This window comes from Agrobacterium sp. GW821-FHT02D03 (assembly GCF_059421725.1).
In genome coordinates this window covers 1,762,982-1,788,251 of sequence record NZ_JBWKVN010000002.1, presented here as the reverse complement: position 1 = coordinate 1,788,251, position 25,270 = coordinate 1,762,982, and the positions used below count along the sequence as shown (strand labels likewise).

26 protein-coding genes and 1 pseudogene are annotated in these 25,270 nt (G+C 58.9%); 10 read left to right on the top strand and 17 right to left on the bottom strand.

All coding sequences use genetic code 11. The features are described from left to right. The first annotated feature begins 56 nt into the window (after positions 1-56). The gene (locus AC07U5_RS21480) at positions 57-1,433 is read left to right on the top strand and encodes an MmgE/PrpD family protein (protein ID WP_440599008.1); all 1,377 of its coding nucleotides are present in this window, start codon (positions 57-59) and stop codon (positions 1,431-1,433) included. Between the two features lie 211 nt (positions 1,434-1,644). On the opposite strand, the gene AC07U5_RS21475 is transcribed toward AC07U5_RS21480, so the two are convergent. Next, positions 1,645-2,220, bottom strand: a complete 576-nt coding sequence (locus AC07U5_RS21475; protein WP_494724214.1) for a GNAT family N-acetyltransferase — start codon at positions 2,218-2,220, stop codon at positions 1,645-1,647. Positions 2,221-2,593: 373 nt separating this feature from the next. On the opposite strand from AC07U5_RS21475, the gene AC07U5_RS21470 reads away from it, so the two are divergent. Then, on the top strand, positions 2,594-3,016 hold the full coding sequence (locus AC07U5_RS21470) for a hypothetical protein (protein ID WP_062599729.1): 423 nt from the start codon (positions 2,594-2,596) through the stop codon (positions 3,014-3,016). A gap of 54 nt (positions 3,017-3,070) precedes the next feature. Here the strand turns inward: AC07U5_RS21470 and AC07U5_RS21465 are convergent, their stop codons facing one another. Beyond that, positions 3,071-3,871 carry a helix-turn-helix domain-containing protein gene (locus tag AC07U5_RS21465; RefSeq protein ID WP_494724213.1) on the bottom strand — a complete coding sequence of 267 codons (801 nt, stop codon included), beginning with the start codon at positions 3,869-3,871 and terminating at the stop codon, positions 3,071-3,073. A gap of 108 nt (positions 3,872-3,979) precedes the next feature. Here AC07U5_RS21465 and AC07U5_RS21460 point away from each other — a divergent pair, with 108 nt between their 5' ends. From AC07U5_RS21460 to AC07U5_RS21445, 4 genes and pseudogenes are all read left to right on the top strand, one after another. Continuing rightward, positions 3,980-4,342, top strand: coding sequence for a nuclear transport factor 2 family protein (locus AC07U5_RS21460; protein ID WP_494724212.1), 363 nt, complete (start codon positions 3,980-3,982; stop codon positions 4,340-4,342). Next, positions 4,339-5,133 (top strand): alpha/beta fold hydrolase, encoded by a 795-nt coding sequence (locus AC07U5_RS21455; RefSeq protein ID WP_494724211.1) that lies wholly within the window; start codon positions 4,339-4,341, stop codon positions 5,131-5,133. The genes AC07U5_RS21460 and AC07U5_RS21455 overlap by 4 nt, the downstream gene beginning before the upstream one ends. Before the next feature lie 136 nt (positions 5,134-5,269). Further along, positions 5,270-5,584, top strand: coding sequence for a putative quinol monooxygenase (locus tag AC07U5_RS21450; protein ID WP_494724210.1), 315 nt, complete (start codon positions 5,270-5,272; stop codon positions 5,582-5,584). A gap of 40 nt (positions 5,585-5,624) precedes the next feature. Then, a pseudogene (locus AC07U5_RS21445) lies at positions 5,625-5,789 on the top strand (IS110 family transposase); the annotation flags it as partial. An 87-nt stretch (positions 5,790-5,876) separates the two neighbouring features. Here AC07U5_RS21445 and pcaF read toward each other — a convergent pair. From pcaF to AC07U5_RS21430, 3 genes are read right to left on the bottom strand one after another with little or no spacing between them, the layout of a single operon-like run. Then, positions 5,877-7,082: a 3-oxoadipyl-CoA thiolase gene (pcaF, locus tag AC07U5_RS21440; protein WP_494724209.1), complete on the bottom strand. Its 1,206-nt coding sequence runs from the start codon at positions 7,080-7,082 to the stop codon at positions 5,877-5,879. 11 nt (positions 7,083-7,093) lie between these two features. Then, on the bottom strand, positions 7,094-7,795 hold the full coding sequence (locus tag AC07U5_RS21435; RefSeq protein WP_272865800.1) for a 3-oxoacid CoA-transferase subunit B: 702 nt from the start codon (positions 7,793-7,795) through the stop codon (positions 7,094-7,096). Further along, positions 7,792-8,514 (bottom strand): 3-oxoacid CoA-transferase subunit A, encoded by a 723-nt coding sequence (locus tag AC07U5_RS21430; RefSeq protein ID WP_494724208.1) that lies wholly within the window; start codon positions 8,512-8,514, stop codon positions 7,792-7,794. The genes AC07U5_RS21435 and AC07U5_RS21430 overlap by 4 nt, the downstream gene beginning before the upstream one ends. A 133-nt stretch (positions 8,515-8,647) precedes the next feature. On the opposite strand from AC07U5_RS21430, the gene AC07U5_RS21425 reads away from it, so the two are divergent. Further along, on the top strand, positions 8,648-9,409 hold the full coding sequence (locus AC07U5_RS21425) for an IclR family transcriptional regulator domain-containing protein (RefSeq protein ID WP_494724207.1): 762 nt from the start codon (positions 8,648-8,650) through the stop codon (positions 9,407-9,409). A 7-nt stretch (positions 9,410-9,416) separates the two neighbouring features. Here the strand turns inward: AC07U5_RS21425 and pobA are convergent, their stop codons facing one another. From pobA to AC07U5_RS21405, 4 genes are all read right to left on the bottom strand, one after another. Next, positions 9,417-10,592 carry a 4-hydroxybenzoate 3-monooxygenase gene (gene pobA, locus AC07U5_RS21420; RefSeq protein ID WP_494724206.1) on the bottom strand — a complete coding sequence of 392 codons (1,176 nt, stop codon included), beginning with the start codon at positions 10,590-10,592 and terminating at the stop codon, positions 9,417-9,419. A 63-nt stretch (positions 10,593-10,655) separates the two neighbouring features. Then, on the bottom strand, positions 10,656-12,152 hold the full coding sequence (locus AC07U5_RS21415; RefSeq protein ID WP_494724205.1) for an AMP-binding protein: 1,497 nt from the start codon (positions 12,150-12,152) through the stop codon (positions 10,656-10,658). Between the two features lie 31 nt (positions 12,153-12,183). Continuing rightward, on the bottom strand, positions 12,184-13,023 hold the full coding sequence (locus tag AC07U5_RS21410) for a p-hydroxycinnamoyl CoA hydratase/lyase (RefSeq protein ID WP_062599739.1): 840 nt from the start codon (positions 13,021-13,023) through the stop codon (positions 12,184-12,186). Positions 13,024-13,076: 53 nt separating this feature from the next. Further along, positions 13,077-14,489, bottom strand: a complete 1,413-nt coding sequence (locus AC07U5_RS21405; RefSeq protein WP_494724204.1) for an aldehyde dehydrogenase — start codon at positions 14,487-14,489, stop codon at positions 13,077-13,079. A gap of 178 nt (positions 14,490-14,667) precedes the next feature. On the opposite strand from AC07U5_RS21405, the gene AC07U5_RS21400 reads away from it, so the two are divergent. Together AC07U5_RS21400 and AC07U5_RS21395 are read left to right on the top strand one after the other, a co-directional pair. Further along, positions 14,668-15,075 (top strand): MarR family winged helix-turn-helix transcriptional regulator, encoded by a 408-nt coding sequence (locus tag AC07U5_RS21400; RefSeq protein ID WP_062424477.1) that lies wholly within the window; start codon positions 14,668-14,670, stop codon positions 15,073-15,075. A 193-nt stretch (positions 15,076-15,268) separates the two neighbouring features. After that, positions 15,269-16,495, top strand: coding sequence for an MFS transporter (locus tag AC07U5_RS21395; protein WP_494724203.1), 1,227 nt, complete (start codon positions 15,269-15,271; stop codon positions 16,493-16,495). A 257-nt stretch (positions 16,496-16,752) separates the two neighbouring features. Here the strand turns inward: AC07U5_RS21395 and AC07U5_RS21390 are convergent, their stop codons facing one another. Then, on the bottom strand, positions 16,753-18,654 hold the full coding sequence (locus tag AC07U5_RS21390; RefSeq protein WP_494724297.1) for a bifunctional sugar phosphate isomerase/epimerase/4-hydroxyphenylpyruvate dioxygenase family protein: 1,902 nt from the start codon (positions 18,652-18,654) through the stop codon (positions 16,753-16,755). 118 nt (positions 18,655-18,772) lie between these two features. Here AC07U5_RS21390 and AC07U5_RS21385 point away from each other — a divergent pair, with 118 nt between their 5' ends. Continuing rightward, a complete protein-coding gene (locus AC07U5_RS21385) occupies positions 18,773-19,468 on the top strand; it encodes a TetR/AcrR family transcriptional regulator (protein ID WP_062424475.1) in 696 nt (231 codons plus the stop codon). On the opposite strand, the gene aroQ is transcribed toward AC07U5_RS21385, so the two are convergent. The 7 genes from aroQ to AC07U5_RS21350 all read right to left on the bottom strand — a co-directional run bounded on the left by aroQ (position 19,446) and on the right by AC07U5_RS21350 (position 25,266). Further along, positions 19,446-19,883 (bottom strand): type II 3-dehydroquinate dehydratase, encoded by a 438-nt coding sequence (aroQ, locus tag AC07U5_RS21380; RefSeq protein ID WP_062424474.1) that lies wholly within the window; start codon positions 19,881-19,883, stop codon positions 19,446-19,448. The two genes, AC07U5_RS21385 and aroQ, sit on opposite strands and share 23 nt — an antisense overlap. Further along, on the bottom strand, positions 19,880-20,749 hold the full coding sequence (locus AC07U5_RS21375; protein ID WP_112956504.1) for a shikimate dehydrogenase: 870 nt from the start codon (positions 20,747-20,749) through the stop codon (positions 19,880-19,882). The genes aroQ and AC07U5_RS21375 overlap by 4 nt, the downstream gene beginning before the upstream one ends. Positions 20,750-20,805: 56 nt before the next feature. Further along, complete coding sequence (locus AC07U5_RS21370; RefSeq protein ID WP_062424472.1) at positions 20,806-21,564, bottom strand: amino acid ABC transporter ATP-binding protein; 759 nt, start codon at positions 21,562-21,564, stop codon at positions 20,806-20,808. Between the two features lie 11 nt (positions 21,565-21,575). Next, positions 21,576-22,415, bottom strand: coding sequence for a transporter substrate-binding domain-containing protein (locus AC07U5_RS21365; RefSeq protein WP_494724202.1), 840 nt, complete (start codon positions 22,413-22,415; stop codon positions 21,576-21,578). A 113-nt stretch (positions 22,416-22,528) separates the two neighbouring features. Beyond that, a complete protein-coding gene (locus tag AC07U5_RS21360; RefSeq protein ID WP_113326509.1) occupies positions 22,529-23,179 on the bottom strand; it encodes an amino acid ABC transporter permease in 651 nt (216 codons plus the stop codon). Positions 23,180-23,189: 10 nt separating this feature from the next. Next, entirely contained in the window at positions 23,190-23,858 is a 669-nt protein-coding gene (locus AC07U5_RS21355; RefSeq protein WP_062424470.1) for an amino acid ABC transporter permease, read from the bottom strand. Between the two features lie 325 nt (positions 23,859-24,183). Continuing rightward, a complete protein-coding gene (locus AC07U5_RS21350) occupies positions 24,184-25,266 on the bottom strand; it encodes a 3-carboxy-cis,cis-muconate cycloisomerase (RefSeq protein WP_494724201.1) in 1,083 nt (360 codons plus the stop codon). Positions 25,267-25,270: the final 4 nt, after the last annotated feature.

Genomic DNA, 25,270 nt, shown 5'->3' with positions numbered 1-25,270 from the left:
TAGACCTGCCCGTTCATCAATGCCGCTCCCTCCGAGTTTTGCAAGGAAGCGCGTCAATGACAACCGTTCTCGAAAAGATTGCCCGACAGGTCATTGCAAGAACGTCCTTTTCAGCAATCGCAATAGAGCGGGCGGAAGACGCGATTGTGGATACTATCGGCTGTATGATTGCGGGCAGGAATGACGCTGCCCCACGGTCTGTGGCCGCAGCTTTTCGTGACGAGATCAATGAAATTGGCGCATCGCTGGTTTTCACAGGAGGCCGCGCATCGCGCTCCATCGCTGCCCTCATCAACGGCACTGCCGCCCACTGCCTCGATTTCGATGACAATTTTCATCCCGCACGCGCCCACGCATCAGCGGTCCTGGTGCCAGCGCTTCTCTCCGTCGCGACGAGCAGCGACGAGTTTTCGGGCCACATGATGGTCAGAGCATATCTTGCCGGGCTGGAAGCGCAGGGATCCATTGGCTTCGGCGTCATCCCCTCGCACTATAATCGGGGCTGGCACGGAACCTCGACAATCGGCTGCGTCGGAGCCGCCGCAGGTGTGGCCGTCCTTCTCGGACTTGACGAAGCTAAGATAGCAAACGCAATGAGCCTCGCCACAAGCATGGCCTCGGGTCCAAAAGGACAATTTGGCACCGGAGCAAAACCCTTTCACGCAGGCATCGCGGCGCGAAATGCGATCGAGGCCGCGTTACTTGCCCGATCGGGTTTGGGCGGCAGGCTCGATATCCTCGAACGATCGCAAGGCTTCCTCGATCTCTTCGGAGGCAACGAAGCGACGGGGTGGGCGGACCTCACATGGAACGAGGAGCACATCATCGAAACCCGCGGTCTGGTCACGAAACTTCATCCATGCTGCGCATCCACTCACAGAGCCATTGACGCGGCGTTGGACCTTCAAAAGAAATACGGATTTTCGCTTGATGACATCGAACGGATCGATACGAAAGTTGGAAGATCTGCATTTGACAATCTTCCCTATGACGATCCTACCGATGAAATGCAGGCGAGGTTTTCCATGCATTACTGCTTGGCTGTCGCGCTCTCGGGCGGAGGACTATCACTCCGTGATTTCACTCCTCAAGCTGCTACGCGGCAAAGTTTCCGAGCCCACATGGCGAAGATCAGTATTACTTCTTACAGCGCAGAAGAAGAGCGCGGCGTTGAGCGCCTACCGCATCAAGTCCATATCTCGTTAATGGATGGCCGGAGGTTCTCCACCGAGCGCCTTCACGCCAACGGCTCTATAGTCGCACCTTTAAATGGCGGGCAGAAGCTTGCAAAACTTGAAGATTGCTTGCGGTGGGCAGGACATTCCAGGGCGCTTATCACCCACTCCGAATTGAAAGCAATTTGCTCCGGAAAGAGCGTGAGGACCGTCTGCGATGATACGTTGCAACAATTTTTTAGTTTGTCCCGAATTTAAACCATCACCTATGTGCCCTCTTGAGGCACGAAGCGGAAATTATTCCTGCGCCCACGCCCGGTTGACTAAGCCCAAACCCAATGCAAAAAGGTAGCAACCAATGTCGCTCGCGATGGAAAAACAGATGGGATTTCAAGACTTTTCCAACAAGCAATTTCTGAAATTCAAGGTTTCCCAGCCGAGCCATTTTGAGCGAATTTTCAACCAAAATTCAATCAGCGCCGCAATCATGGCCCCTAGGCAAATGATCGCGCACCATAACTAGCGTATCGGTTTGCCGGTGGGCGGTTCGTGTTACCTCCTGATAGCCACATTGCTCGGCAAGGCGGAGGGATCGCCTGTTTTCAGGTGCAATGATGCACGCAGACGTACGCGGTGTGATGGATCTATCAAGCCATTGCAGCGCAGCGTTCAATGCCTCTCGGGCATAACCTTTTCCCTGCATTGCAGAGGTAAGAACCCATCCACCTTCAGGCACGCCCTTCAGTTGAGGAAGGCCGGCGCGGTGCCAATCCGCGAAACCCATCTCCCCTACGAAATCACCGGTCTTGGTCTCACCAATAGTCCAATAGCCATAACCAACCAGCGCCCAGAGGCCTCTATAACGTAAAAGGCGCTGCCAAACCTCATCGTCAGTGGAAGTACGGCCTCCGATATAGCGGACGACATCGGGATCGCTCCAGAGCTGAACCATGTCCGCAAAATCAGACACCTCTGGCAACCGCATCGTAAGACGATCGGTCAAAATGACATTCGGGGCTTCATTTTGCATGGCAAGTGCGTCCATCGAACCTCAGTCGTCATCAGCTCTTACATTATCTGGTCGCGTCAAACTAAGTTGATACCGAACATATTGGAAGAGACGCTTGCACGGATCGGAACGTCAACGGCGGCCAAAGGCGGCTTGGTGGAATATGACCAGAGTTCCAGGCAATCTGCGATCGACGGAGTGATCAGGCAGCTGCGACGAGGCACCGAGCTGACGTCAGAGAAGTTGGCGAGCATTTACAGTTCTTTGGCAGCTATCCGTTCGCCTGCGGAATGCATTCACGCGCTCCCCTCATCAGTGTCCCTCGTAGACGTAACATAGCGCTGTCGTTGAACCACGCTGCCTTATTAGGGTAGGTGTAAATTCCATAGATAGGAATAACGAGGCTTCTATGACCACCGAACGTGACAATCCTGATTTGCACGCAGCAATCAACGAATTGGTCGGCAGATTTTATGCCGCGTTCGACAACCGCAGCGGACGGGTCATTAACGTGCGAGGGCTGCGGGAAATGTTTCTTCCTGAGGCAGTCATCGTGCGAGCCAATGCTGCTGAAGTGGAAACGATGAACGTGGATGCGTTCATCGTACCGCGCGAGCGGATGCTTAGCGACGGCTCGCTTATCGACTTTCATGAGTGGGAGACTTCAGCGACCACTCAGGTATTGCGTGGCATAGCCTGCCGCCATTCGACCTACGCAAAGAGTGGGATCTTCTCGGGCGAACCCTACGATGGAAGCGGCGCAAAGCTCATTCAGTTGGTGCGGACTCAGAATGCTTGGCGCATTGCCGCCATTGCATGGCAAGATGACTAACATGTTCGTGCGGTGAAGCTGATATAAGAACGCTCGGACTGCTGAACAAACGGCTCATAATGGATTGGTCATTCCCTCCATTAGAGATTTTCGCGTCTTCTCGTCTGCCGGGTAAAAGCATTCCAGCGTCAGTTCGGCGAGCGTAACGTCCACCGCAGTGCCGAACACGGTCGTTGTTGACAGAAACGACATCACGCCACGATTTGCTTCGCTGCGAATGGAAAGCGTCACGGCAATGCGCTCGGTAGAGCTTGGCGGGCGGCGACTAGCGGGAAAAGGAAAGCCGGAGAGTTCGGTGTGGAGCGCTTCTAGTACCGGGTCAGCAGATTGATCGATGTCTCTTCGAAGTCGTGACAAAACATGGTGACGCCATTCGGCGAGGTTCAAAATGCGTGGCGCCAGCCCCTGTGGGTGGAACGTCGCTCTCAACACATTTACGGGAGGCCTCAGCAGCCTCTCATCGATGCCGATCAGCATCTGCCGCGCGGCATCATTGGCAAGCACTAAGTTCCAGTGCCGATCGACGGCCAGCGCCGGAAAGGGCGCATGCGCTCGCAACACTGTTTCCACGGCAACCAAAGCGTTTTCCATGTCTGGAGAGGAGAATCCACGCTCTTCATAGATCGGGGCGAAGCCCGCGGTACGCAGTAGTTGATTTTGCTCTCTCAGAGGTAAGCGAAGTGCTTCCGCAAGACGCAATAGCACATGGCGGCTAGGAGACGCACGGCCGCTTTCAATGAAACTGAGATGGCGAGTAGAGACCTCCGCTTCGCCCGCGAGATCAAGCTGGCTAAGTCGGCGTCTTGCCCGCCACATTCTCAATGCCTCACCAAGGGTCGTCGATATTGCGCTCATGTGGCGGAGACTAACGGTCTGGATCGTCTAAGTCATTACCTCGGAGGTAATCGTCTTCGTCCAGCGGCTGCGGCATTCTTGGTTCGTCATCTAATATGGAGGCGGACAATGATAAATCCCGACTTGCTGGCCAGTGAGTATCTTGCGCTCTGGAATGATCCTGACGCCACATCACGCGACCAGAGACTGGCCAACGCCTGGACACCGGGAGCTCGCTACGCCGACCCGATAATGGCAAGCGAAGGTTGGGGGGGCATCTCTGCAATGATCGCAGGTGTCCGGGCCCAACTCCCTGGCTACACCTTTACACTTCGGGGCGAACCTGACGGGCATGGCTCATTTGCGCGGTTCTCCTGGACGCTCTCAGGCGAGGACGGAAGGCTGATCGCCACGGGGACCGACATCATCCGCGCAACGCAGGACGGTCAAATCGAAGAGGTCATCGGGTTCCTCGACAAGGAGTTCGTATGATGCCGGCATTTGTTTCACGCGGAGACGGGCATTTTCTTCACGTCAGCGATTGGGGTGGTGGTCCGCCCGTGCTCTTCTTGGCTGGATGGGCTATGGACAGCCGAATTTGGGGTGAAACTAGGCTTCGTCTCAATGACGCAGGTCTCAGGACCATCGCTTACGACCGAAACGGACACGGTCGTTCTACCGATCGGGCGACCTACTCTTACGACGACTTGGCCGACGATCTCGCTGAGGTGATGAGGTCTCTCCACCTTTCGAACGTGACGCTTGTGGCGCACTCCGGCGCCGGCGGCGAAGCAATACGCTACCTTTCGCGGTACAATGGCAACCGGATCAAAAGGCTCATTCTAGTGGGTGCAACCGGGCCTAGAGTCATTGGCGTCGGTGGAGTAACTCCGGAAATGGTGGAAAGGCTGTGCGGAGAACTCACCTCCAACCTGTCGGGCTGGATCGACGCCAACATCGACCCCTTCGCTCCCGGCGCCCATAGACGCGTCAAGGACTGGATGGGCTCAATGGCTATGGATTGCTCTCGCCGGGCTTTGGTCGCTTTCCAACAGACGATCGCGCTGAGTAACCTTTCGGCGGAAGCCCACGACTTGAAACTGCCAGTCACGATAATCCACGGCGACTGCGACGTTTCCGCGCCGCTGGAGTCCAGTGGGCGCGTTTACGCTGCCACGATACCCGGCGCGGAACTTGTCGTTTACGAAGGGGTGGCACATGGAATTATGGTCACGCACGCTTCAAGGCTTGCCAACGACATTAGCGGCCGGGTGTTGGCATGATCAAGTCGACCTCTGATCGGGCACCCCGCAGGTATCAACTATCAGCGCCCTCACGGATTCCGATCCGAAGAGTGTCACGCAGATATACTTTGCAAGGCGCCACAAAAATTACCGTCCTGTTTCCGGAGGCGCTAAGATGACCTCGCACACACAGCCTGAAACCTACGTCATCACCTTCCACGTTTTACCTGAGCAAGTTGGCCGGTTCCTCGCCCTTCTCGACCCGGTACTAGACGCAATGCGCCATGAGCAGACGTTTGTGCGATACACGCTGCACGTCGATCCGGAGCGGAGCAACGTCTTCCAGCTTCATGAAACATGGACAGATCGGGCGGACGTGCTCAAGGTTCAGCTAAATCGGCCCTATCGAGCGGCTTTTCATGAGCACATCGATGCTCTGTTGGTGGAGCCGCGACATATTGCAATATGGACCGTTGCGAGGTCTGCCTGACCATCTACCCTCGCAAGGCAGGCCTGTGGCCCCCCTCCCACGGGAGGCCTGCGCCGGGGGCCATCACTGGTGTCGCGAGATTAGAAAGCTGGGCCAGGATGTGCGTCTTAAGGCCCCTGAGCACATCAAGCCTGTAGTGAAGCGTCAGAAAAATGATGCCGTCGATGCTGAAGCGATCGCCAAGGCTGCTTCTCGACCCACCATGGAAGTATTTACCGTCCCGCTACATCTTCCTTGTGGCTGATAATCCACTGATATCATCCGCAACACGCACTTCAGGATTGAACCCAGCCTACACCCGCTCCAGCGCGACCGCGATGCCCTGCCCCACGCCGATACACATAGTGGAAAGCGAGTAACGCGCGCCGGACAAGGAAAGCTCAAGCGCTGCCGTGCCGGTGATGCGGGCGCCGGACATGCCGAGTGGATGGCCGAGCGCGATGGCTCCACCATTGATGTTAACGCGCGGGTCGTCATCGGCAATGCCGAGATCCCGCAGCGTCGCTAGGCCTTGGGAGGCGAACGCTTCGTTGAGTTCGATGACGTCGATCTGCTCCTGAGCGAGGCCGAGGCGGGCAAGAAGCTTCTTGGTTGCCGGTGCGGGACCAAAGCCCATGATGCGCGGGGGAACGCCTGCCGTAGCGCCACCCAGAATGCGGGCGATGGGGGTCAGGCCGTGCTTTCTGGCAGCAGCTTCGGAAGCGATGATGAGCGCTGCCGCGCCGTCATTGACGCCGGACGCATTACCCGCTGTAACCGTGCCACCTTCGATTTTATTGACTGACTTCAACTTGGCGAGCGCTTCCATCGATGTCGCACGCGGATGCTCGTCGCGATCAACGATTAGCGGTTCACCCTTTTTCTGCGGCACGCTCACCGGCGTGATTTCTTTAGCAAGGCGGCCATTGGCCTGTGCTTCAGCGGCCTTCGCCTGGCTTCCCACGGCAAAGGCGTCCTGATCCTCGCGGGCGATATTGAAGTCAATCGAGACATTATCGCCAGTTTCAGGCATCGAGTCGACCCCATATTGCTTCTTCATCATCGGGTTGACGAAACGCCAGCCGATGGTGGTGTCATAGATTTCGGCATTGCGTGAGAAGGCAGTCCCTGCCTTTGGCAGAACAAAGGGTGCGCGGCTCATCGATTCCACGCCGCCCGCGATCATCAATTCCGCTTCGCCCGACTTGATCGCCCGAGCGGCGGTAATGACGGCATCCATGCCGGAACCGCACAGGCGGTTGATCGTGGTACCCGTAACCGAAACCGGCAAACCTGCCAGCAGCAACGACATGCGCGCCACGTTGCGATTATCCTCCCCCGCTTGGTTGGCGCAGCCATAGACGACGTCATCGACGGCGTCGAAATCGACGGTCGGATAAAGTGCCATCAGCGCCTTCAGAGGCACTGCGCCGAGATCGTCAGCACGAATAGATGACAAGGATCCGCCGAAACGGCCGATGGGCGTGCGAATATAAGCGCAGATAAAGGCTTCGGTCATTGATTTACTCCTTACAGCGCCGGAACCACGAGGTCGTCGACATGGCCATCGATATGGAGCTTCGCGCCCGTCATGGCTTGAAGCTCATCCATAGTCATGGCTGCAAGCTTCTCTCGTACGACGAATTTGCCATTCACAATGTCGATCACTGCATGGCTGGTATAGACGCGCGTGATGCAGCCAACGCCAGTAAGGGGAAAGGTGCAACGCTCGACCAGTTTCGGCTTGCCGTCCTTGGTGACATGCTCGGTGATGACCACCACCTGTTTTGCGCCATGGACAAGATCCATCGCGCCACCCACGGCAGGCACGCCCTTGGAGCCGACACGCCAATTGGCAAGATCACCATTTTCAGCGACCTGATAGGCCCCAAGGATCGCCACATCCAGATGGCCGCCGCGCACCATGGCGAAGCTGTCGGCGTGGTGGAAGAAGGCCGCACCGGGCTTCAGCGTGATGGCCTTTTTCCCGGCATTGATGAGATCCCAATCCTCTTCACCAGGGGGCGGCGCTTCACCGAAATTCAGGACGCCGTTCTCCGTATGGAAGATCGCCTCGCGGCCCTTGGGCTGGAACTTTGCGACCATTTCCGGGAAGCCGATGCCGAGGTTTACATAGGCGCCGTCGGCAATATCCTGAGCGGCCCGCCAGGCAATCTGGGCGTTGGAAAGCTTGATGTCGTCGCGAGTATCAATCATGGGTGCGTCACTCATGCGTATGCCACTCCTGCTCGGATCAGCGCTTCTTCCTGTTGCGGATCAGCCACTTCCACGACCCAATCGACAAAAATGCCTGGCGTGATCACCTGCTCCGGATCGATCTCTCCTGGCGTCACGATTTTCGACACCTGCGCGACGGTCCTTTTGGCCGCCATGCACATCAGCGGATTGAAATTGCGCCCGGCCAGACGGTAGGTGAGATTGCCGTGGGTGTCACCGAGATGCCCCTTGACCAGCGCTATATCGGCCTTCAACCAGCGCTCCTGCACATATTTGCGACCGTCGAATTCGGCGATCACCTTGCCGTCAGCAAGTTCGGTACCGAAACCGGTCGGCGTGTAGAAGGCGGGAATGCCGGCACCGCCGGCGCGAATGCGCTCGGCAAGCGTACCCTGCGGCACCAGTTCCAACTCGATTTCGCCTGCGAGGTAGCGATCTGTGAAGGCCCGCGGATCGGATGAACGCGGAAAGGAGCAGATCATCTTCTTGACCATGCCAGCATCGATCATCGCCGCGATGCCGATACGACCATTGCCGGCATTGTTGTTGATAACCGTGAGCCCTGAGGGCTTACCCGTCTCCTTGAAGCGGTCGATAAGCGCGTGAATGAGTTCGATGGGCGCGCCTGAGCCGCCAAAGCCGCCGATCATTATCGTTGCGCCGTCTTCGATATCAGCCACAGCATCCGCCAGGCTGTCTATCCTCTTGTCCATACCGTTTTCCTCCAGCGACCTGTCGTGTGGCCGTTTAAGGTTCACGTAAATCCCAACTCGGCTCGACATCAAGCCCATTAGTGCGATATAGTATATTTGTTCGATTATCGCACACTATTGAGAGAGGCGACATATGGCTGTGAGTGGACGCGACATGATGGGTGGCCTCGCCAAAGGGCTGAGCATTATCGAAGCCTTCAGCGCCGAACGGCCGAAACTGTCGATTTCCGAGGCGGCGGAGATCGCCCAACTGGATCGTGCGACCGCAAGACGCTGTCTTTTGACGCTGGCCGAGCTCGGCTACGCCGCCTATGATGGAAAATTCTTCACCGTCACACCAAAGGTACTTCGACTTGGAACGGGCTGTCTTGCTTCAATGCCACTGCCGCGTATTGTGCAGCCCTTTCTCGATCAACTGTCGGAAGACATCGGACAAAGTACATCCGTTTCAATCCTCGATGATACCGAAATCGTTTATGTCGCACGTGCCGCCCAGCGTCGCGTCATGTCGATTGCCCTGATGCCAGGGTCGCGGCTGCCCGCCTATTGCACCTCCATGGGGCGGGTCCTTCTGGCTTCCCGATCACTGGAAGACCGCCGCGCCTTTCTGGAGCGCTCCGACATCGTTGCACGCACGACGATGACGCTTACCGATATCGATGCTCTCATGGCTGAAATCGAAGAGACCGCCGCCCGTGGTCATGCGATGATCGATCAGGAAGTCGAGATCGGGCTGCGCTCGCTGGCCGTGCCGCTGAAGAGCGCCCGGGGCAAGACGATTGCCGCCCTCAATGTCGGTGTCGCCGCCTCCGCAGCTTCCATGCAGGATTTGGTCGAGCGCTATCTGCCTGCGCTGGGTGTAGTACAGGCGGAGTTGAAAGGGCTTCTCGTCTAAGCGTCAGTCATCCCAGAGGCAAGCCGACGTAGTTTTCGGCAAAACTCGCCTGCGCCCGCAGTGAGCCTCGCAGATAGCTGAGTTCAGCCACCTGCATCCGCCGCTCAAAAGCTCCCGTTTCCGGGAAGCGATGCGTAAGGGTGGTGAACCACCAGGAAAAGCGCTCAGCCTTCCAGACGCGCCCCAGCGCTCGCGCCGAATAGGTGTCGATCCCCGCGCCCGAGCGCTCACTGTAGAATTCCGCCAGCGCTTGACCCAACATGGTCACGTCAGACACTGCGAGATTGAGGCCCTTCGCTCCAGTCGGCGGCACGATATGGGCAGCATCTCCGGCAAGGAACAGTCGGCCATAGCGCATCGGCTCGGCAACAAAGCTGCGCAGCGGCGCAATGCTTTTTTCGAAGGAAGGCCCGCGCTGGAGCCGTGCGCCGAGATTGGGTCCAAGCCGCACGGCCAGTTCATCCCAGATACGTTCGTCCGGCCAGTCTTCCAGCCGCTCGCCCATGTCGCACTGGATATAATAGCGGCTGCGCGTCATGGAACGCATCGAGGCAAGCGCGAAGCCGCGCTCGTGACTGGCATAGACGAGTTCCTCGCTGACAGGCGGACGCTCGGTGAGAATGCCGAGCCAGCCGAACGAATAGACACGCTCGAAGATGCGCAAAACATGGCTGGGGATCGCCTGGCGGCTGATGCCATGGAACCCGTCGCAGCCGACCACGAAATCGCAGTCGACCCGGACCTCCCCGGACAGCGTACGCAAGGTAACGAAGGGTTTTTCCGTCTCTATATCGTGGAGACCGACGCCGCTCGCTTCGAAGAGGATCGTCAGACCCCGCGCCTCGGCGGCTTCGAAAAGGTCGCGCGTCACCTCCTGCTGGCCATAGACCGTAACGCAAGCACCGCCCGAAGCCTGTTCGAGATCGATGCGAAAATCATCGCCGTCGGCGGACAGATGCGTGCCGGAATGGCGCAGCCCTTCCTCGCGCAAACGCTGGTCCAGCCCAAGGCGGGACAGGCAGTCCACTGTTCCCTGTTCCAGCACCCCTGCCCGCACCCGTCCCTCCACATAGGCGCGTGTCTGCCGCTCGATCACCACTGTCTCGATGCCCGAGGCATGGAGGAGATGAGCAAGGATAAGTCCGGCGGGACCGGCTCCGACGATAGCGACTTGCGTGCGCATGATTGTCTCCTAACTGGCTTAGCGTCGCTTGGCGGCGCTGCTGGATGGGGGGGAACGGGACGGTCAGGCGGAAAGACTCTCACGGAGCTTGTTCTTGCGGATTTTGCCGGTGCTGGTACGGGGCAGTTCCGTGACGATCCGGAAATGTTTCGGCACCTTGAAGCGGGCAAGCCGCGCCTCGCAATGGGCACGAAGTTCTCCCTCCGCGTCTTCCCATCCTGGTGACAGGATAACGAAGGCATGCCCCGCCTCGCCCCAGCGCGGGTCCGGCACACCAATAACCGCCACCTGGAGGACCGCTGGATGTTCGGCAAGGACGCTTTCGATTTCTACCGGATAGACGTTCTCACCGCCCGAAATGAACATGTCCTTTCGGCGATCGACAACGGTCACGAACCCATCCGCATCTCGAAGTCCAATGTCGCCGGTGCGCAGCCAGCCATCCGGCGTGAAGGCGGTATCGCGCTCTTCCGGTCGGTTCCAATAGCCGGGCGTGACATGCGGCCCTTTGACGATGATCTCGCCAGCGGTCCCGTCCTGCACCTCCCGGCCCTCGGCATCGACGATGCGAATGGCCGTGGCCGGCCCCGCCTGCCCAACGGCGCCCGCATGATTGGAGATCAGCGCTGGATCAAGCGGCATGCCAAGGATCGTTCCAGCCTCGGTCATTCCGTAGCCATCCACCATGGCAACGCCACGCTCCAGCCACCAACGGATATTGGCAGGCGGGTTCGGAGCGCCGCCGGTGAAAAGCGCAGCGAGCGACCAGTTCTCCGGCTGGAAACCATCGGCGTCCTTCAACGCCGTCGCCATCTGCGGGACGCAGAAGTAATGGGTGATGCCGAGCGCACGGTCCGCAAGCCGGGAATTGGTAACGACCGGATCGAAGCCGGATGAGACCAGCACCGTACCGCCCTGAACCAATGGCGGCCAGACTGAGGTTACCAGGCCGATAACATGGAAGAACGGCGATTCCGCGAGAAAGACAGACTGAGATGTCACCTGCCCCAGCACGCCGAAATTGACGCCGGTGAAGAACAGTGTCTGGGGAGTTAGAATGACGCCCTTCGGCACGCCGGACGTTCCGGAGGTGTAGAGAAGGACGCAAGGCCGGTTGGCATCATGCGGAGAGCCTCGTTCGCCTGCCGCCGCACTTTCGCAACGCGCGATAAACGCTGCGATATCAAGTAGTCTTGCGCCGTCCGGCACCGCGAAACCTGCCGACGATCCGTCGACGAGGATCAGTGCGGGGGTACAGTCGATGAGAATAGCATCGATCTCGGCAGCCGCGAGCCGCCAGTTCAGTGGCGTGAAGATAAGGCCGGACCGCAGACAGGCCTGCTGCGCAATCACAAGATCGGCGGAGTTGCGTGCAATCGACGCGAGCCTGTCACCCGGCCCAAGGCCGAGCGTGTCGATTGCCGCTCTTGCCTGCTCGATCGCCCGGTCGAGGCCCCGATAGGTCCAGCGCCTCCCGGACGCCAGATCTACAAGGGCGAGTTTTTCCGGGCGCGCCTGCGCATGCAGGCCCACCGGATCGGGGGCTAGCCAGTTATGCATGATGTTGGTCCTCCTCCCAGTAAAACCTCTATCAGCTGTGGATTTTACTCTTGTCGTAAGAGCCGAGACCCGGTTTGTAGGTCTTCTCGTCGATAAACTGGCGAATGCCCTCCTTGCGACCTTCACTGTCGTAGGAATTGGCGGCTTCCTGAGCGCGCACAAGATAATCCTCAGCCTCGTCATAGGTCATAACGCCGACGCGGCGCACCGCATCCTTCGTCGCCTTAAGGGCTACGGGGTTCTTGGCCAGCAGAACCTTGGCAACCTCGGTCACCCGGCCCTTTAGCGAGGCAAGCGGCAGGCTTTCGTTGACGAGGCCCCAGGCAGCGGCCTTTTGACCGTCGATCGGCTCACCAAGCATGGCGTGATACATGGCCTGACGGAAGGGCATCAGCTCTACTGCCACCTTCGTTGCGCCACCGCCTGGCAGAATGCCCCAGTTGATCTCGGAGAGACCAAACTTAGCCTCATCCGCTGCAAAGGCCAGATCGCAGGCGAAGAGCGGACCGTAACCGCCACCGAAGCACCATCCATTGACCATCGCAATGGTCGGCTTCTGGTACCAGCGCAGACGACGCCACCAGCCATAGCTCTCGCGCTGGCTCTTTCGCACGCCAGCCAGACCCTTGGCCTCGGTTTCACGAAAATATTCCTTGAGATCCATGCCAGCCGTCCAGGCCGTGCCTTCGCCGCTGAGGACAAGAACGCCAACATCCTCGCGGAACTCCAGCTCGTCCAGCACGTCCAGCATCCGGCGGTTCAGCTCGGGGCTCATCGCATTGCGCTTTTCCGGACGGTTGAAACGGACCCAGGCGATGCCTTCGGCAATATCGACGGCGACGACGTCCGCCTTGCTGCTATTCTCGGTCATGAAATTGGTTTCCTTTTAAATGATTTGAAGGCGAGCACAGGCTCGACGTAAGATCAGATCGGGAAGCGTCCGGCTTCGGTCTCGACCGTGATCCAGCGAAGCTCGGTGAATTCCGCAATACCGGCCTTACCGCCAAAGCGCCCGTAGCCCGAAGCCCCGACGCCGCCGAAAGGCATCTGCGCTTCGTCATGCACCGTGGGGCCATTAACATGGCAAATCCCAGAGCGAATCTGTCGGGCGACCTTCAGGCCGCGGGCCGCATCTCCTGTGAAGACGGCAGCCGAAAGACCGTATTCGCTGTCATTGGCAATGCGGATGGCGTCGGCCTCGTCCTTCGCCCGGATCACCGCGACGACAGGCCCGAAGCTCTCCTCGGAATAGAGGCGCATTCCAGCGCTGACATCCGCGACGACATGGGCAGGAACGAGCACGCCGTTCGGCTCGCCCGCCGCAATCACCTTTGCACCCTTGGCGACGGCGTCGTCGATCAGGCCCTTAAGCTTATCGGCGGTTTTGATATCCACAACAGCGCCAAGCGGTGCCGCACCCTGGCGCGGATCTCCAGCGGTGAGCATCCGCACTTTGGCGGCAAATTTTTCAAGGAAGGCATCCGCCACAGCATCGACGACGATAATCCGTTCCGTCGACATGCAGATCTGGCCCTGGTTGAAAAAAGCGCCAAAGGCAGCTGCCTTCACTGTCTCGTCGAGATCCGCATCGTCCAACACTACAAGCGGCGCTTTGCCGCCAAGTTCCAGAACACAGGGCTTGAGGTTTTGTGCCGCACGCATCGCGACAATTCGCCCGACGGCCGTAGAGCCGGTAAAATTGACACGTCGGATAGCCGGATGATCGATCAAGGCACCGACGACGTCTGCCGCATCCTGCGGCGCATTGGTGACAAGCTGGACGAGACCCTCGGGCAATCCGGCCTCCGCCAGGGCCTCGACGATAAGGCCATGGGTTTTAGGGCACAGTTCACTTGCTTTGAACACCACTGCATTGCCGCAAGCCACTGGAGTGGCCAACGCCCGCACACCTAGGATGACCGGCGCATTCCAGGGCGCGATGCCAAGCACGACGCCCGCTGGTTCGCGAATGGCCATGGCAAGACAGCCCGGCTTGTCGGAAGGGATAACTTCGCCAGCAACTTGAGTGGTGAGTGACGCGGCCTCGCGCAGCATCGACGCTGCAAGCATGACGTTGAAGCGCGCCCAGGCTTCGGTCGCACCGATCTCGGCCATCATCGCAGTCACAAAGGCGTCGCCCTTTGAACTGACGGCATCAGCCGCTTTCAGAAGCGCGGCGCGGCGCGCATTCGGCCCTTGTGCGGCCCAGGCCGGCATGGCGCGAGCGGCCGCATCGACTGCAGCTATCGCCTCATCAGGCGTTTGCGCAGGCGCTTCGCTCGCCACCTCGCCGCTAATCGGATTCACGCGTCGAAACAGGTTCGATGTCGATGTCATGGTTTCTCCTCCCTAGAGCGTCCGAGGCTCCCGACCTCAAACATTGCTATGTGAAATAGCGATTGACTGCTATATCACATAGCGATACAAAACTGACAAGGGTCAATTTTACTATTTTTGAAAAGGGCGACGCGTGAAGGCGAGAATGCGGGACATTGAAGGGTTAAGAGCGCCTGTCATGGACGATCTCCTCGGTTACCATCTGCGTCGGGCCTCGATCCTCGATCTGGCGGGTTTTGCCGAGGCGCTGGGCGACGAGATCAAACCAATACCTTTCACGGTTCTGTGCCTGATCGATGAGACGCCAGGTATCACCGCAGCTGAGATCGGCCGGCAGGCGCGGCTGCAGCGCGCCAATCTCGCACCAATCCTCGCGCACTTCGACACTCAGGGATGGATTGAACGTCTCGCCGATGATGAGGACCAGCGCATTCAGCATCTGCACTTGAGTGAGACGGGTGCTGAGGCCGTGGCCGAATGGCGCGCGCGTGTCATGGCGCAGGAGGAACGTACATTTAGTGCGCTGACGCCAAGAGAACGCGAGGTGCTGCGCCAATTGTTGTCGCGCATCTGGAAGGGCGCGTGACGTCATCCGAACGGGCAGAAAGCACGGTTACAGTTTTAGCCATCGCCTTCGAGCGGCGGCGTTGAAGAGAGGGAGCCCTTACTCGCAGAGGATAGGCTCGGGAGGACTGCGGGAGACATCGCTGAGGCTCCGTCAGACGTAGGCCAAATGAAAGCATGATTGCCGCTGAGGCGGCCTTTGGGAGGAGAATATCATGACTAAAGCCACGCATATTCATGCGGGGACGGGAACGCGCGCACTCGTGCTTGTGTTTCTCGCCGCGATTATCGAAGGCTTCGACCTTCAGGCAGCGGGTGTTGCTGTGCCGAAACTTGTTTCCGCCTTTGGGCTCTCACCGTCACAGCTGGGCGTTTTCCTCTCATCGGCGACCTTCGGACTGGTGCTCGGCGCGCTGTGCGGCGGCGTTATCGCTGATCGCTTTGGACGGCGCAACGGGCTTGCCCTTTCGCTGATCGTCTTCGGCCTGTTTTCGATCGGCACGGCTTTCTCCGACACGTTCGAGCATTTGGTTGCGATGCGGTTTCTGACCGGCGTCGGCCTTGGGGGCGCGCTGCCTAATCTCATCGCAATTGCCGCTGAATCCGTTGCGCCTGAGCGGCGCGGCAGGGCAGTTGCGATCATGTATGCCGGCGTGCCGCTTGGTGGCGCACTCGCCAGCCTCATCGCCCTGCTTGGCCTGCATGACGACTGGGGCTCGATATTCCTGGTAGGCGGCATCTTGCCATTGCTGCTGGCCCTGCCGCTCCAACTCATGATGGGACCGTTCCGCGTGACACGCGATGCAAGGGCACCTGCCCGTCGCCGCGACGTGCTGATGGCGCCGGGTGCACTGCCACAGACGCTGCTGCTCTGGGCCGCCTTCTTCTTCGGCCTCATCGTCGTCTATCTGCTTCTCAACTGGCTGCCGCAGATTCTCGTGTCACTGGGCTTTGCGCGTGAAACGGCGTCGACCGTGCAGATCGTTTTCAATATCGGCGGCGCAGCTGGCGCCATTCTTGGCGGGCGGCTGCTGGACGGCAACAGGCCTGCCTTTTCCGCAGCGCTCTGCTTTATCGGGCTGATGCTGGCAATCACATCTCTTGCCATGTTGCCCGCGGGCAATGTTGCGGCGGCGCTGGCGGCTGGCACTTTTGTCGGCGCGACGGTCATCGGCGTACAGGCGCTGCTCTATGGTATTGCCCCACAATGCTATCCAACCGAAGTACGTGGCACAGGCGTCGGCCTCGCCGTTTCGGTCGGTCGGCTTGGCTCAATCGTCGGACCTCTCGTTGCTGGCTGGCTCCTGGCAAGCGGCATGGGTCCGCAGCAACTTCTATACACGCTGCTGCCCATCGCGGCGATCTGCGGCACTACCACCGTGATCCTCATCCTGCACCGTAACGGGAAAACACGACAGGCAGCGTCGAGAAGCCTGGGCTAGGCCTCAACGGATCGCAAACCTTGCCGCGTAGAGGTTGGCGTGCTTAGGCAAACAGAAAAGTCTTGCCTTGATGAGGAGCGTGGTCTTGCGAGAGATTTGCTCCTCATCGGATTTGCCGCGCAGCACCCTCGATAGCACTGCCACGTCCAAGCACTGTTCCATGCCGCGATACCGTTCTCTGCCACCTCCGGTGCCATACACCACCGTGTGGGCCACCGCTGACAAACTGGTGCCTGTGTGTTTCCGACACAGAACGACTATAACTTCGGCAGGCCCTCCGGTCGCAACAGCCGACGCTGGGCGGCGATCCGGAAAGGCGCGTTCATGGCACCATATCCGTTATAGGCGCCGCGTCGCTCGATGATTTCGAAGAAGAACCCTTCACCGAAAGTGCGGCTATAAATTTGGAAGTACTCGCCGTGTTCGTCGCGGTCGTAGAGGATACTGGCCACACGCAGTGCATCGGAGAAATCCGGTTCAAGACCGAAGCGTGCCTCGAGGTCATCGTAATAGTTTCGCGAGATCGGCAGCGCCTGAAAGCCGGTGGCCTTCAGCGCCTCGGCAGTCGCAAAGATGTCGTCGCTCGCAAATGCGATGTGCTGGATGCTGGTGCCGAAGCCTTCTGCCAGGAATTTGCCGGCAAAGGTCTTGCGATTTTCAGCACCGTTCATGGTGAGGCGGAAAAGCGGTTCCGGCTCGCTTTCGATGGCTTGGCTCCGGACCAGTCCGCCCGGATCGACGACATCGACCATCGGTGTGCGCCGGGTCGAGAAGATCGATGTGTAGAATAGAAGCCACGTCAGCATCTCGTCATAATGGGTTGTCTGGGCAAGATGGTCGATACGGGTAAGACGCGCTGTGGGCGACCCGCCCTCATCGACCAAAGCCTCGAATTCGCTCTCCCAGATACCGCCAAGCGGCGCATTATCGTCGAGGAAGTAGATGACACCGTTGCCGACGCCCTGAATGCCGGGCACCGCGACTTCGCCGGGCTTCCGGGGCTCGGAAAAGACTGGCGCACCGAGTGCGCGCGCGCGGGCGAGCGCTTGCTCGGCATTATCGACCTTGAGGCCAAATGCATAGGCATTGGTGCCATGTACGGCATAGGAAGCGCCGGCAAAGCTATCGCCAGTCTCATCCGTATTTATCAGGATACGGATATCGCCCTGGGTATAGAGATCGACAGCGCGGTTGCGGTGCCGGGCGGTGCGTCTAAAGCCAAGCGTTTGCAGAAGATCGATGAGGGTCTGTTGTTCCTCGGGTGCCGAGGTGAACTCGACGAATTCCACCCCCTTCGCCTCGACCCGGTCCGGCATCGCCGGCATGGAAAGGCGGATATCGGGCTCGCGGCGGCGGACCCGGTCCATCAGATTTACGAGGGAACGATGCCCGTCCTCGGCCAAGGCCCGCGCTGATCCGCCACGGAACTGGTCGTTGAAGATTTCAAGGGAGAGCGGGCCGGTATAGCCGGTAGCCGCCACAGCGCGCATGAAATCGACGACTGGCAGTTCGCCCTCTCCAGGCATATTGCGGAAATGGCGGCTCCAGTAGAGCAAATCCATGTCGAAGAGTGGCGCATCGGCAAGCTGCACGATAAAGATCTTGTCGCCGGGAATAGAGCGGATCGAATTGGGATCGATCTTGCGGGACAAGGTATGGAAACTGTCCAGGATGATGCCGACATTCGGGTGATCAGTCCGCCGCACGATTTCCCATGCGTCGCGATGGTCGTTGATGTGGCGTCCCCAAGCCAGTGCTTCATAACCCACACGCATGCCATGTCGAAGAGCCATGTCCCCGAGCTCGTGGAAATCAGCTGCCGCCCGATCTATCCCGCCGAGGGAGATCGGCGATACGTTCGAGCAAATCAGCATGAGATCCGTGCCAAGTTCCTGCATGATCTCGAACTTGCGTTCCGCCCGCTCGAAGGCGCGGCTGCGGTGAGGCTCCGGCATGCCTTCGAAATCTCGAAACGGCTGGAAAAGCGTGATGTCCAGACCATGATCACGGACGATCTTTGCCACCTCGCGTGGTGAGGCATCGTAGGTCAGAAAGTCGTTCTCGAATATCTCGACGCCGTCAAAGCCAGCACGGGCAATCGCTGCCAGCTTTTCAGGAAACTCGCCGCTGATCGACACTGTCGCCATCGACGTGCGCATCATCACGCTTTGCTTGTCTGTCTGGTACTGGGCCATATTGCCTTACCTTTCGTGTTTATGTACGAGTTGGTTAATATGGAACGTGGAAAAACGCGGATGCAAAGCATCCGGGGGAAACATGACGAGCACCGCGACGACCACTGAGGGTAAAAAGGCGCGTCCGGCAAAGCGCGATCCGGAAGGCGTGCGGCGCGACATCCTGGCGGTCGCGATGGAGGAATTTTCCCAGAACGGTCTTTCCGGGGCGCGGATAGACGAAATCGCGGCACGGACGAAAACGTCCAAACGCATGATCTATTATTATTTTGGCGACAAGGAAGGCCTGTACCAGCATGTTCTGGAAGAAGCCTACAGTAAGGTGCGCGGTGGCGAAAGCGATCTGGCACTGGACCATCTTGACCCGATGGCTGCGCTCGACGCACTCTGTCGCTACACTTTCGAGCATCACCGCCGCAGTCCGGCCTTCATCCGCATGGTCATGATCGAAAATATCCATCACGGCCGGCATGTGCAGATGTCGAAGTCCATCCGAAGCCTCAACCGTCCCGCCATTGCCGCGCTCGAGGCGGTGCTGAAGCGCGGTCAGGATAGCGGTGTCTTTCGTGAAGGCATCGAGGCACTGGAGCTCCACTGGCAGATCAGTGCGCTCTCTTTCTTCAACGTCTCTAACGCTCCGACCTTCTCTTCCATCTTCGGCGAAGACCTTTTCACGCCGCAAGCGCAACAAACGCTGGCCCGCCACGTGGCTGTAATGGTCCTGCGCTATGTGGTGCGGCCCGAACATATCGACGCTATAGGGTCTGACGAGCGATAAGATGGCGAAGCGCCACGCAGTAGCCGTCGATACCGAGACCCGCGATAACGCCGTCGGCTCGCATCGATACATAGGAGTGGTGGCGAAAGACCTCCCGCTTGTGGATGTTGGAAATATGGACCTCGACCACTGGCGCCTCATATGCGTTCAACGCATCAAGGATGGCAATCGACGTGTGACTGAAAGCACCAGGATTGATGACGATGCCTGCGGCCTTGCCGCGTGCCTCGTGGATCCAGTCGATCAACTCGTATTCCCGATTGCTTTGGGCGAAGAAGAGCTCATGACCTGAGGCCATCGCTACCTCGCGACACGTTGCTTCGACATCGGCAAGAGTCTCGCGACCGTAGATTTCCGGCTGGCGCTGTCCGAGCAGGTTGAGGTTCGGTCCGTTCAGAACGAAAAATAGGCTCATGCGGCCGCCTCCGCTTGAAACATCTCCGCAAAGTGTGCGCTCATCCGCTCCGCATCCGGCTCACGTCCGCAGAATAGCCTGAATGCACCGACAGCCTGGAAAATCGCCATGCCGCCGCCCGGTAATGTCTGACAACCCTTCGCCGCAGCGGTCTCGATCAGCCTGGTGATGAGGGGCATGTAGACGATATCGGCAACCCAGTGGCGCGGACTAATCAGGTCTGGAGCAACGGGAATACCGGGATGGGCGGGCATGCCAACGGGTGTTGCGTGGATGAGACCATCAGCATCGCCGAGCACGGCTGCGGGCGTTTTGGCTGGCGTCGCCCGCCCCTCTCCAAAGCGGATGTTGAGTTCACGCGCAAGCCGTGCCGAACGGTCCGCGTCCTGGTCGAAAATATCCAGCCTGCCGATGCCGAGTTTCAATGCGGCATGGGCAACCGCGACACCGGCGCCACCTGCACCAATGAGAAGCGCCCGATCGCGCCAGGCATCGGGTAGACCGCGCTGAAAGCTTTCGTAAAAACCGTACCAGTCGGTATTGTGACCGATGCGCTTGCCATCTCGGAAGACGACCGTGTTGACGGCGCCCAGCATGCGGGCGTCCTCGGAAAGCTCGTCCAGATGGGAGATTACCGCCTGTTTGAATGGATGCGTAATATTGGTTCCGGCAAAGCCGCGGGCTTCCAATTCCGCGAGAAGGTCGGGCAGCGCGGTCTCCGGCACGTTGCGGACATTGATGTCCACGAGTTCGTAAGAATAGTCGAGTCCGTGTGCGCGACCCTCGCGCATGTGGAGCGCCGGCGATTTCGAAAGCTGGATGTCGGCGCCAATAAGGCCGACATGATAGGCGGTTCGTTCTGTCATGGATATGGACCGTTTATGCGGCGTGAAAGGCGCGGCGGGTCACCCCGCCGCTTGCTTCAGTGGTGCGCCAAGATTTCGCCGAGAAAGGTGCGCGTGCGCTGGTGTTTGGGATCGCGGAAGAATTCTTCCGGCGGCCCCTCCTCGATGATCTCGCCCGACGCCATGAACACCACGCGATCCGCCACCTGACGGGCAAAGCCCATTTCGTGGGTCACGCAGATCATGGTCATCCCGTCGCGGGCAAGGCCGATCATCGTATCCAGCACTTCCTTGACCATTTCCGGGTCGAGCGCCGAGGTCGGCTCGTCGAAGAGCATCGCCTTCGGCTCCATGCACAGCGCCCTCGCGATTGCCGCACGCTGCTGCTGGCCGCCGGAGAGCTGGGCGGGATACTTGTCGGCCTGATCGAGGATGCGCACGCGAGCGAGATATTTGCGTGCGGTTTCCTCAGCATCCGCTTTTGACAACCCCTTCACCCGCATCGGCGCAAGCGTACAGTTTTCCATGATGGTCTTGTGCGGGAAAAGGTTGAAGCTCTGAAACACCATGCCCACCTCCCGACGCACGGCATCGATGGCGCGGACGGAATCGGTGAGCTTGGTGCCTTCGACGGTGATCGTCCCCTCCTGGATTTCCTCCAGATGGTTGATGCAGCGGATCAGTGTCGATTTCCCAGAGCCGGACGGGCCGCAAAGAACGATCTTCTCGCCTTTGCGAACCGTCAGATTGATATCCCTAAGTGCATGGTAGGCTCCATACCACTTTCCGACGCCCTCGAGGGCAATCAGCGGAGCCTGGACGGCGGATTGCGGCATGGAAACCTCCCTTACTCCACGGTGAAGGGGACGTCAGGCATCGATTCCGGGAACTTCGGAACCTCGCGCTTCATCCACTTGGTGTAAATCGCCTGCAACTCACCATCGGCCTTGATCTTTTCGAGGAAGGTGTTGATGGCCTTGTTCCAGTCCTTCTCTCCCGGACGGGTGCCCGCGCCATTGTAAAGGGTCGTCAGGTCGAACTTGGACTCATACTTGCCGGGGGCCGCAGCGTTCAGGCGATCACCATAAAACTGGTTGCCCCCTACGGCCTCGACCTGACCGGAGACGATCGCCTGAATATTGGCGGCATCGTCGTCGAAGCGCAGAATGCTTGCCTTGTTGCCTGCGCCCGCCGTGATGGCGGTGTCCATGGCACTCGACTTCGGTACCCCAACATTCAGTCCCTTCAGATCGTCAAAACCGGCAATCTTCTTGTCCTTGGGCCCATAGACCGACAGAACGTTGCCGGCATAGGGCTGCGAATACTGGATCGTCTTGGCGCGCTCCGGCGTCATGCCCATCGTTGCAAAAAGTACGTCCACCTTACCGGTCATGAGCGCCGGAATACGGTTGGCAACGGCGAGCGGTACGAACTCGGCTTCAAGACCGAGGCTTTTGGCGAAGGCTTTGCCAATATCCGCGTCGAGGCCATCCTGGACCCCGCTAGAATTGACGAAGCCCCAAGGCGAGTTGTCGCCCTGAATGCCAATAACAACCTTGCCCTTCGCCTTCGCCTCCTCAAGCGTGACGGCCGCGGCATCGACCGGGGCCATGAAGGGCAGAGCGGCAGCGGCGGCTATTAGCCCAAGTACGCTGCGGCGACCGAAAGTCATGCTGGATTTCATCATATTATCCTCCTTGTAAACTGATGAATGCATGGTCACGAAAGTAGATCTCCTCCACCATCGTCCGGAAAATCGAAGCCGATTTTCGAAAAGCCGACGGGTCTTTCCACGACGCTCTATCGAGCGGCGGTCTGAAGGCGTTTCTCAACGCCGGCACCCCAAAGAGAGAGCGGCCAGCAGATCAGGAAATAGATGAGGCCAACGATGGCGAAAACGGTAAGCGGACGGAACGTCTGATTGGAGACGATCTGGCCAGCGCGCGACAATTCGACAAAGCCGACGATGGCAGCGAGCGACGTGCCCTTGATGAGCTGCACCAGGAAACCGATGGTGGCCGGCAACGAAATGCGCAATGCCTGCGGCAGGACAACATCCTTCATGATCGACCTGTAATGCAGGCCGAGCGCACGAGCCGCTTCCGTCTGCCCCCTCGGAACAGCCTGTATACCACCGCGCCAGATTTCACCAAGAAAGGCGCTGGCATGCAGTGTGAAAGCGATGGCGACAGCGATCCACGCATCGATGTTGAAGCCGAGCAGAGCCACGCCGTAATAAACCACGAAGAGCTGCATGAGGAGCGGTGTACCCTGAAAGACCGCGATATAGCCAGCCGTTGCGCGACGGATGGATGGGACTTCGGCAGTGCGGGCCAATGCCACGAGAAGGCCGAAGACACCACCACCAGCAAAGCCGATCAAGGTCAATGCGATGGTCCACTTCAGGCCTTGCATGAGGAAGAATAGTTCGTTGGGGCCGATGCTTGCCATGATCGTCTCCTCACTTGACCGGGTAGCTGAAAGAGATGCGCGAGATGAGACCAAAGACGCCCATCATCAGCGAGGAAATCACGAGGTAGAGCAGCGTGATGGAAAAATATACTTCGAAGGAGCGGAAGGTATCCGCTTCGATCTTCTGCGCCACCGAGGTGAGTTCGTAAGCGGCGATCGACGTGCAAACGGAGGTCGTCAGCGTCAGCATGATGAACTGACTGGTGAGCGAGGGGTAGACTGCCCGCAGCGCAGGCTTGAGAATGATGTGGCGGAAGATTTGCGCGCGACCGAGGCCAAGCGCGAGCCCTGCTTCCACCTGCCCCTTTGGGACGGCATCCACACCCCCGCGAATGATTTCGATCGCATAGGCGCCACCATTAAGCGCCAGCGCGACGATAGCAGTCACTGTCGGATTAAGACGCAGACCGAGCTGCGGCAGCGCGAAGAAGATAAAAAATATCTGGACCAGAAAGGGCGTATTGCGGATCAGCTCCACGAAGCCGATGACAAAGCCGCGCAACGGCTTGAAGCGTGACCGACGTGCTACGACGCCCAAAATCCCGATGACGGTCGCCAGCGACATGCCGGCAAGCGCCAGGCCTATGGTGGCAAGACATGCGACGAGCAGCTCGGGAAGGCGATCGATGACCGCCGAGAAGTCGAGACTGTATGACATGGTTCCTCCGCAACCTTCCGGTTAAGGCATCAGCCCGCCGTTGGGTCGTCTCCCCGTTCTCCGCACTCAGGCTTCGAACGCTCCCTTGTTCTTGCCGGTCTGTGTTTCAAGAAGAGCTCTCCTAAGCCCCTCCAGATCCGACCTCCGAATGTTTGTACCAGTTAGTTCATTTTAAAGTCAACGCTCAGGAAGGGTGAAAATGCAGCTTTTACGACTGATTGTCAGAGCGACTTTATTCCTATTTATCCAATTATTTCAACGCATAAGGAAACATCACGCGGCAAGCAGCGATCATGTTTCAACACCCTCTCTCGCAGGTCATTTCCTAAGTGTGATGACCGCCACATTCTTCAGGCTCTCGCCCGATCCGTCTGATGTCGCCTAGCAGTCGGCGCGCAGTCCGTAGTGCGGAGGCGGTCGCCAATACCGTGGGTGGCAGCGTCATCCACTCAAGCATCCAGGCGGCACCCGACCGTTCCTGCTCATGAACAAGCGAGTGATGAAGCGCCGAAACCTGTGTTGCGTTGAAGCGCGCCAGCGTGACCAGCAGTTCTGCTGCAACGGGGTTCTGCTTGTGCGGCATGGCGGAAGACCCGCCGCCCCCTGCGAGGCTTATCTCGGCCCCTGCCTCGGCAAGTAGAGAGATGTCCTGGCCAATCTTTCCGAGGCTGCCGGTGACAAGCGACAGCAGCCCCCCGAACTCCGTGATCATGTCACGCTGGCTGTGCCATTGAGCCTGATCGTGAAGACCGAGACGGCCGGCGAGTGCAGCCCGCAAAGCCGGACCATCATCACCGAAGCGTTCGAGCGTTCCCGCCGCACCACCGAACTGCAAGGCAAAACCGTCGACGGCAAAATGGGCGAGCCGGGATCGCGTCCGTTCCAGGGGTGATCGCCAGGCACCGATCCGGTCGGCAGCCTTGATCTCTATTGCAGCCTGCATCCGCGTATGCGCCATCAACAGCTTGTCGCCGTCGCGTTCCAGAAGTCCGTCGAGATCGCCGATCAGCGCATCCAACCGAGCCTGGATGATGTCGTTCGCTACTTTCAGTCTCAACACCAGGCTGGTATCGATTACATCCTGGCTCGTTGCACCGAAATGCACCTTCTCCGCAGCCACCCCACCGACTGCCGCGCGCATCTGTCGAATGAACGCAGGAACGACGACGCCATCACGCGCCATTCCATCCGCAAGCGCGGCCATATCCGGCACGAAGGTGCCAAGCGCCGCGTCGATCGTTTCCGCAATATCGACGGCGAGTATACCGCAATCTGCCTGGGCCAGTGCCAGAGCCCTCTCGAAGCGGATCATAGCGGCAATATCGGCCTCTGCAGAAAACAGCGAGGCGATCTCGGCATCGCCGAAGAGGCCGGAGAGGAAAGGATGATCAAAGGGCGAGAGGGTCATCGCG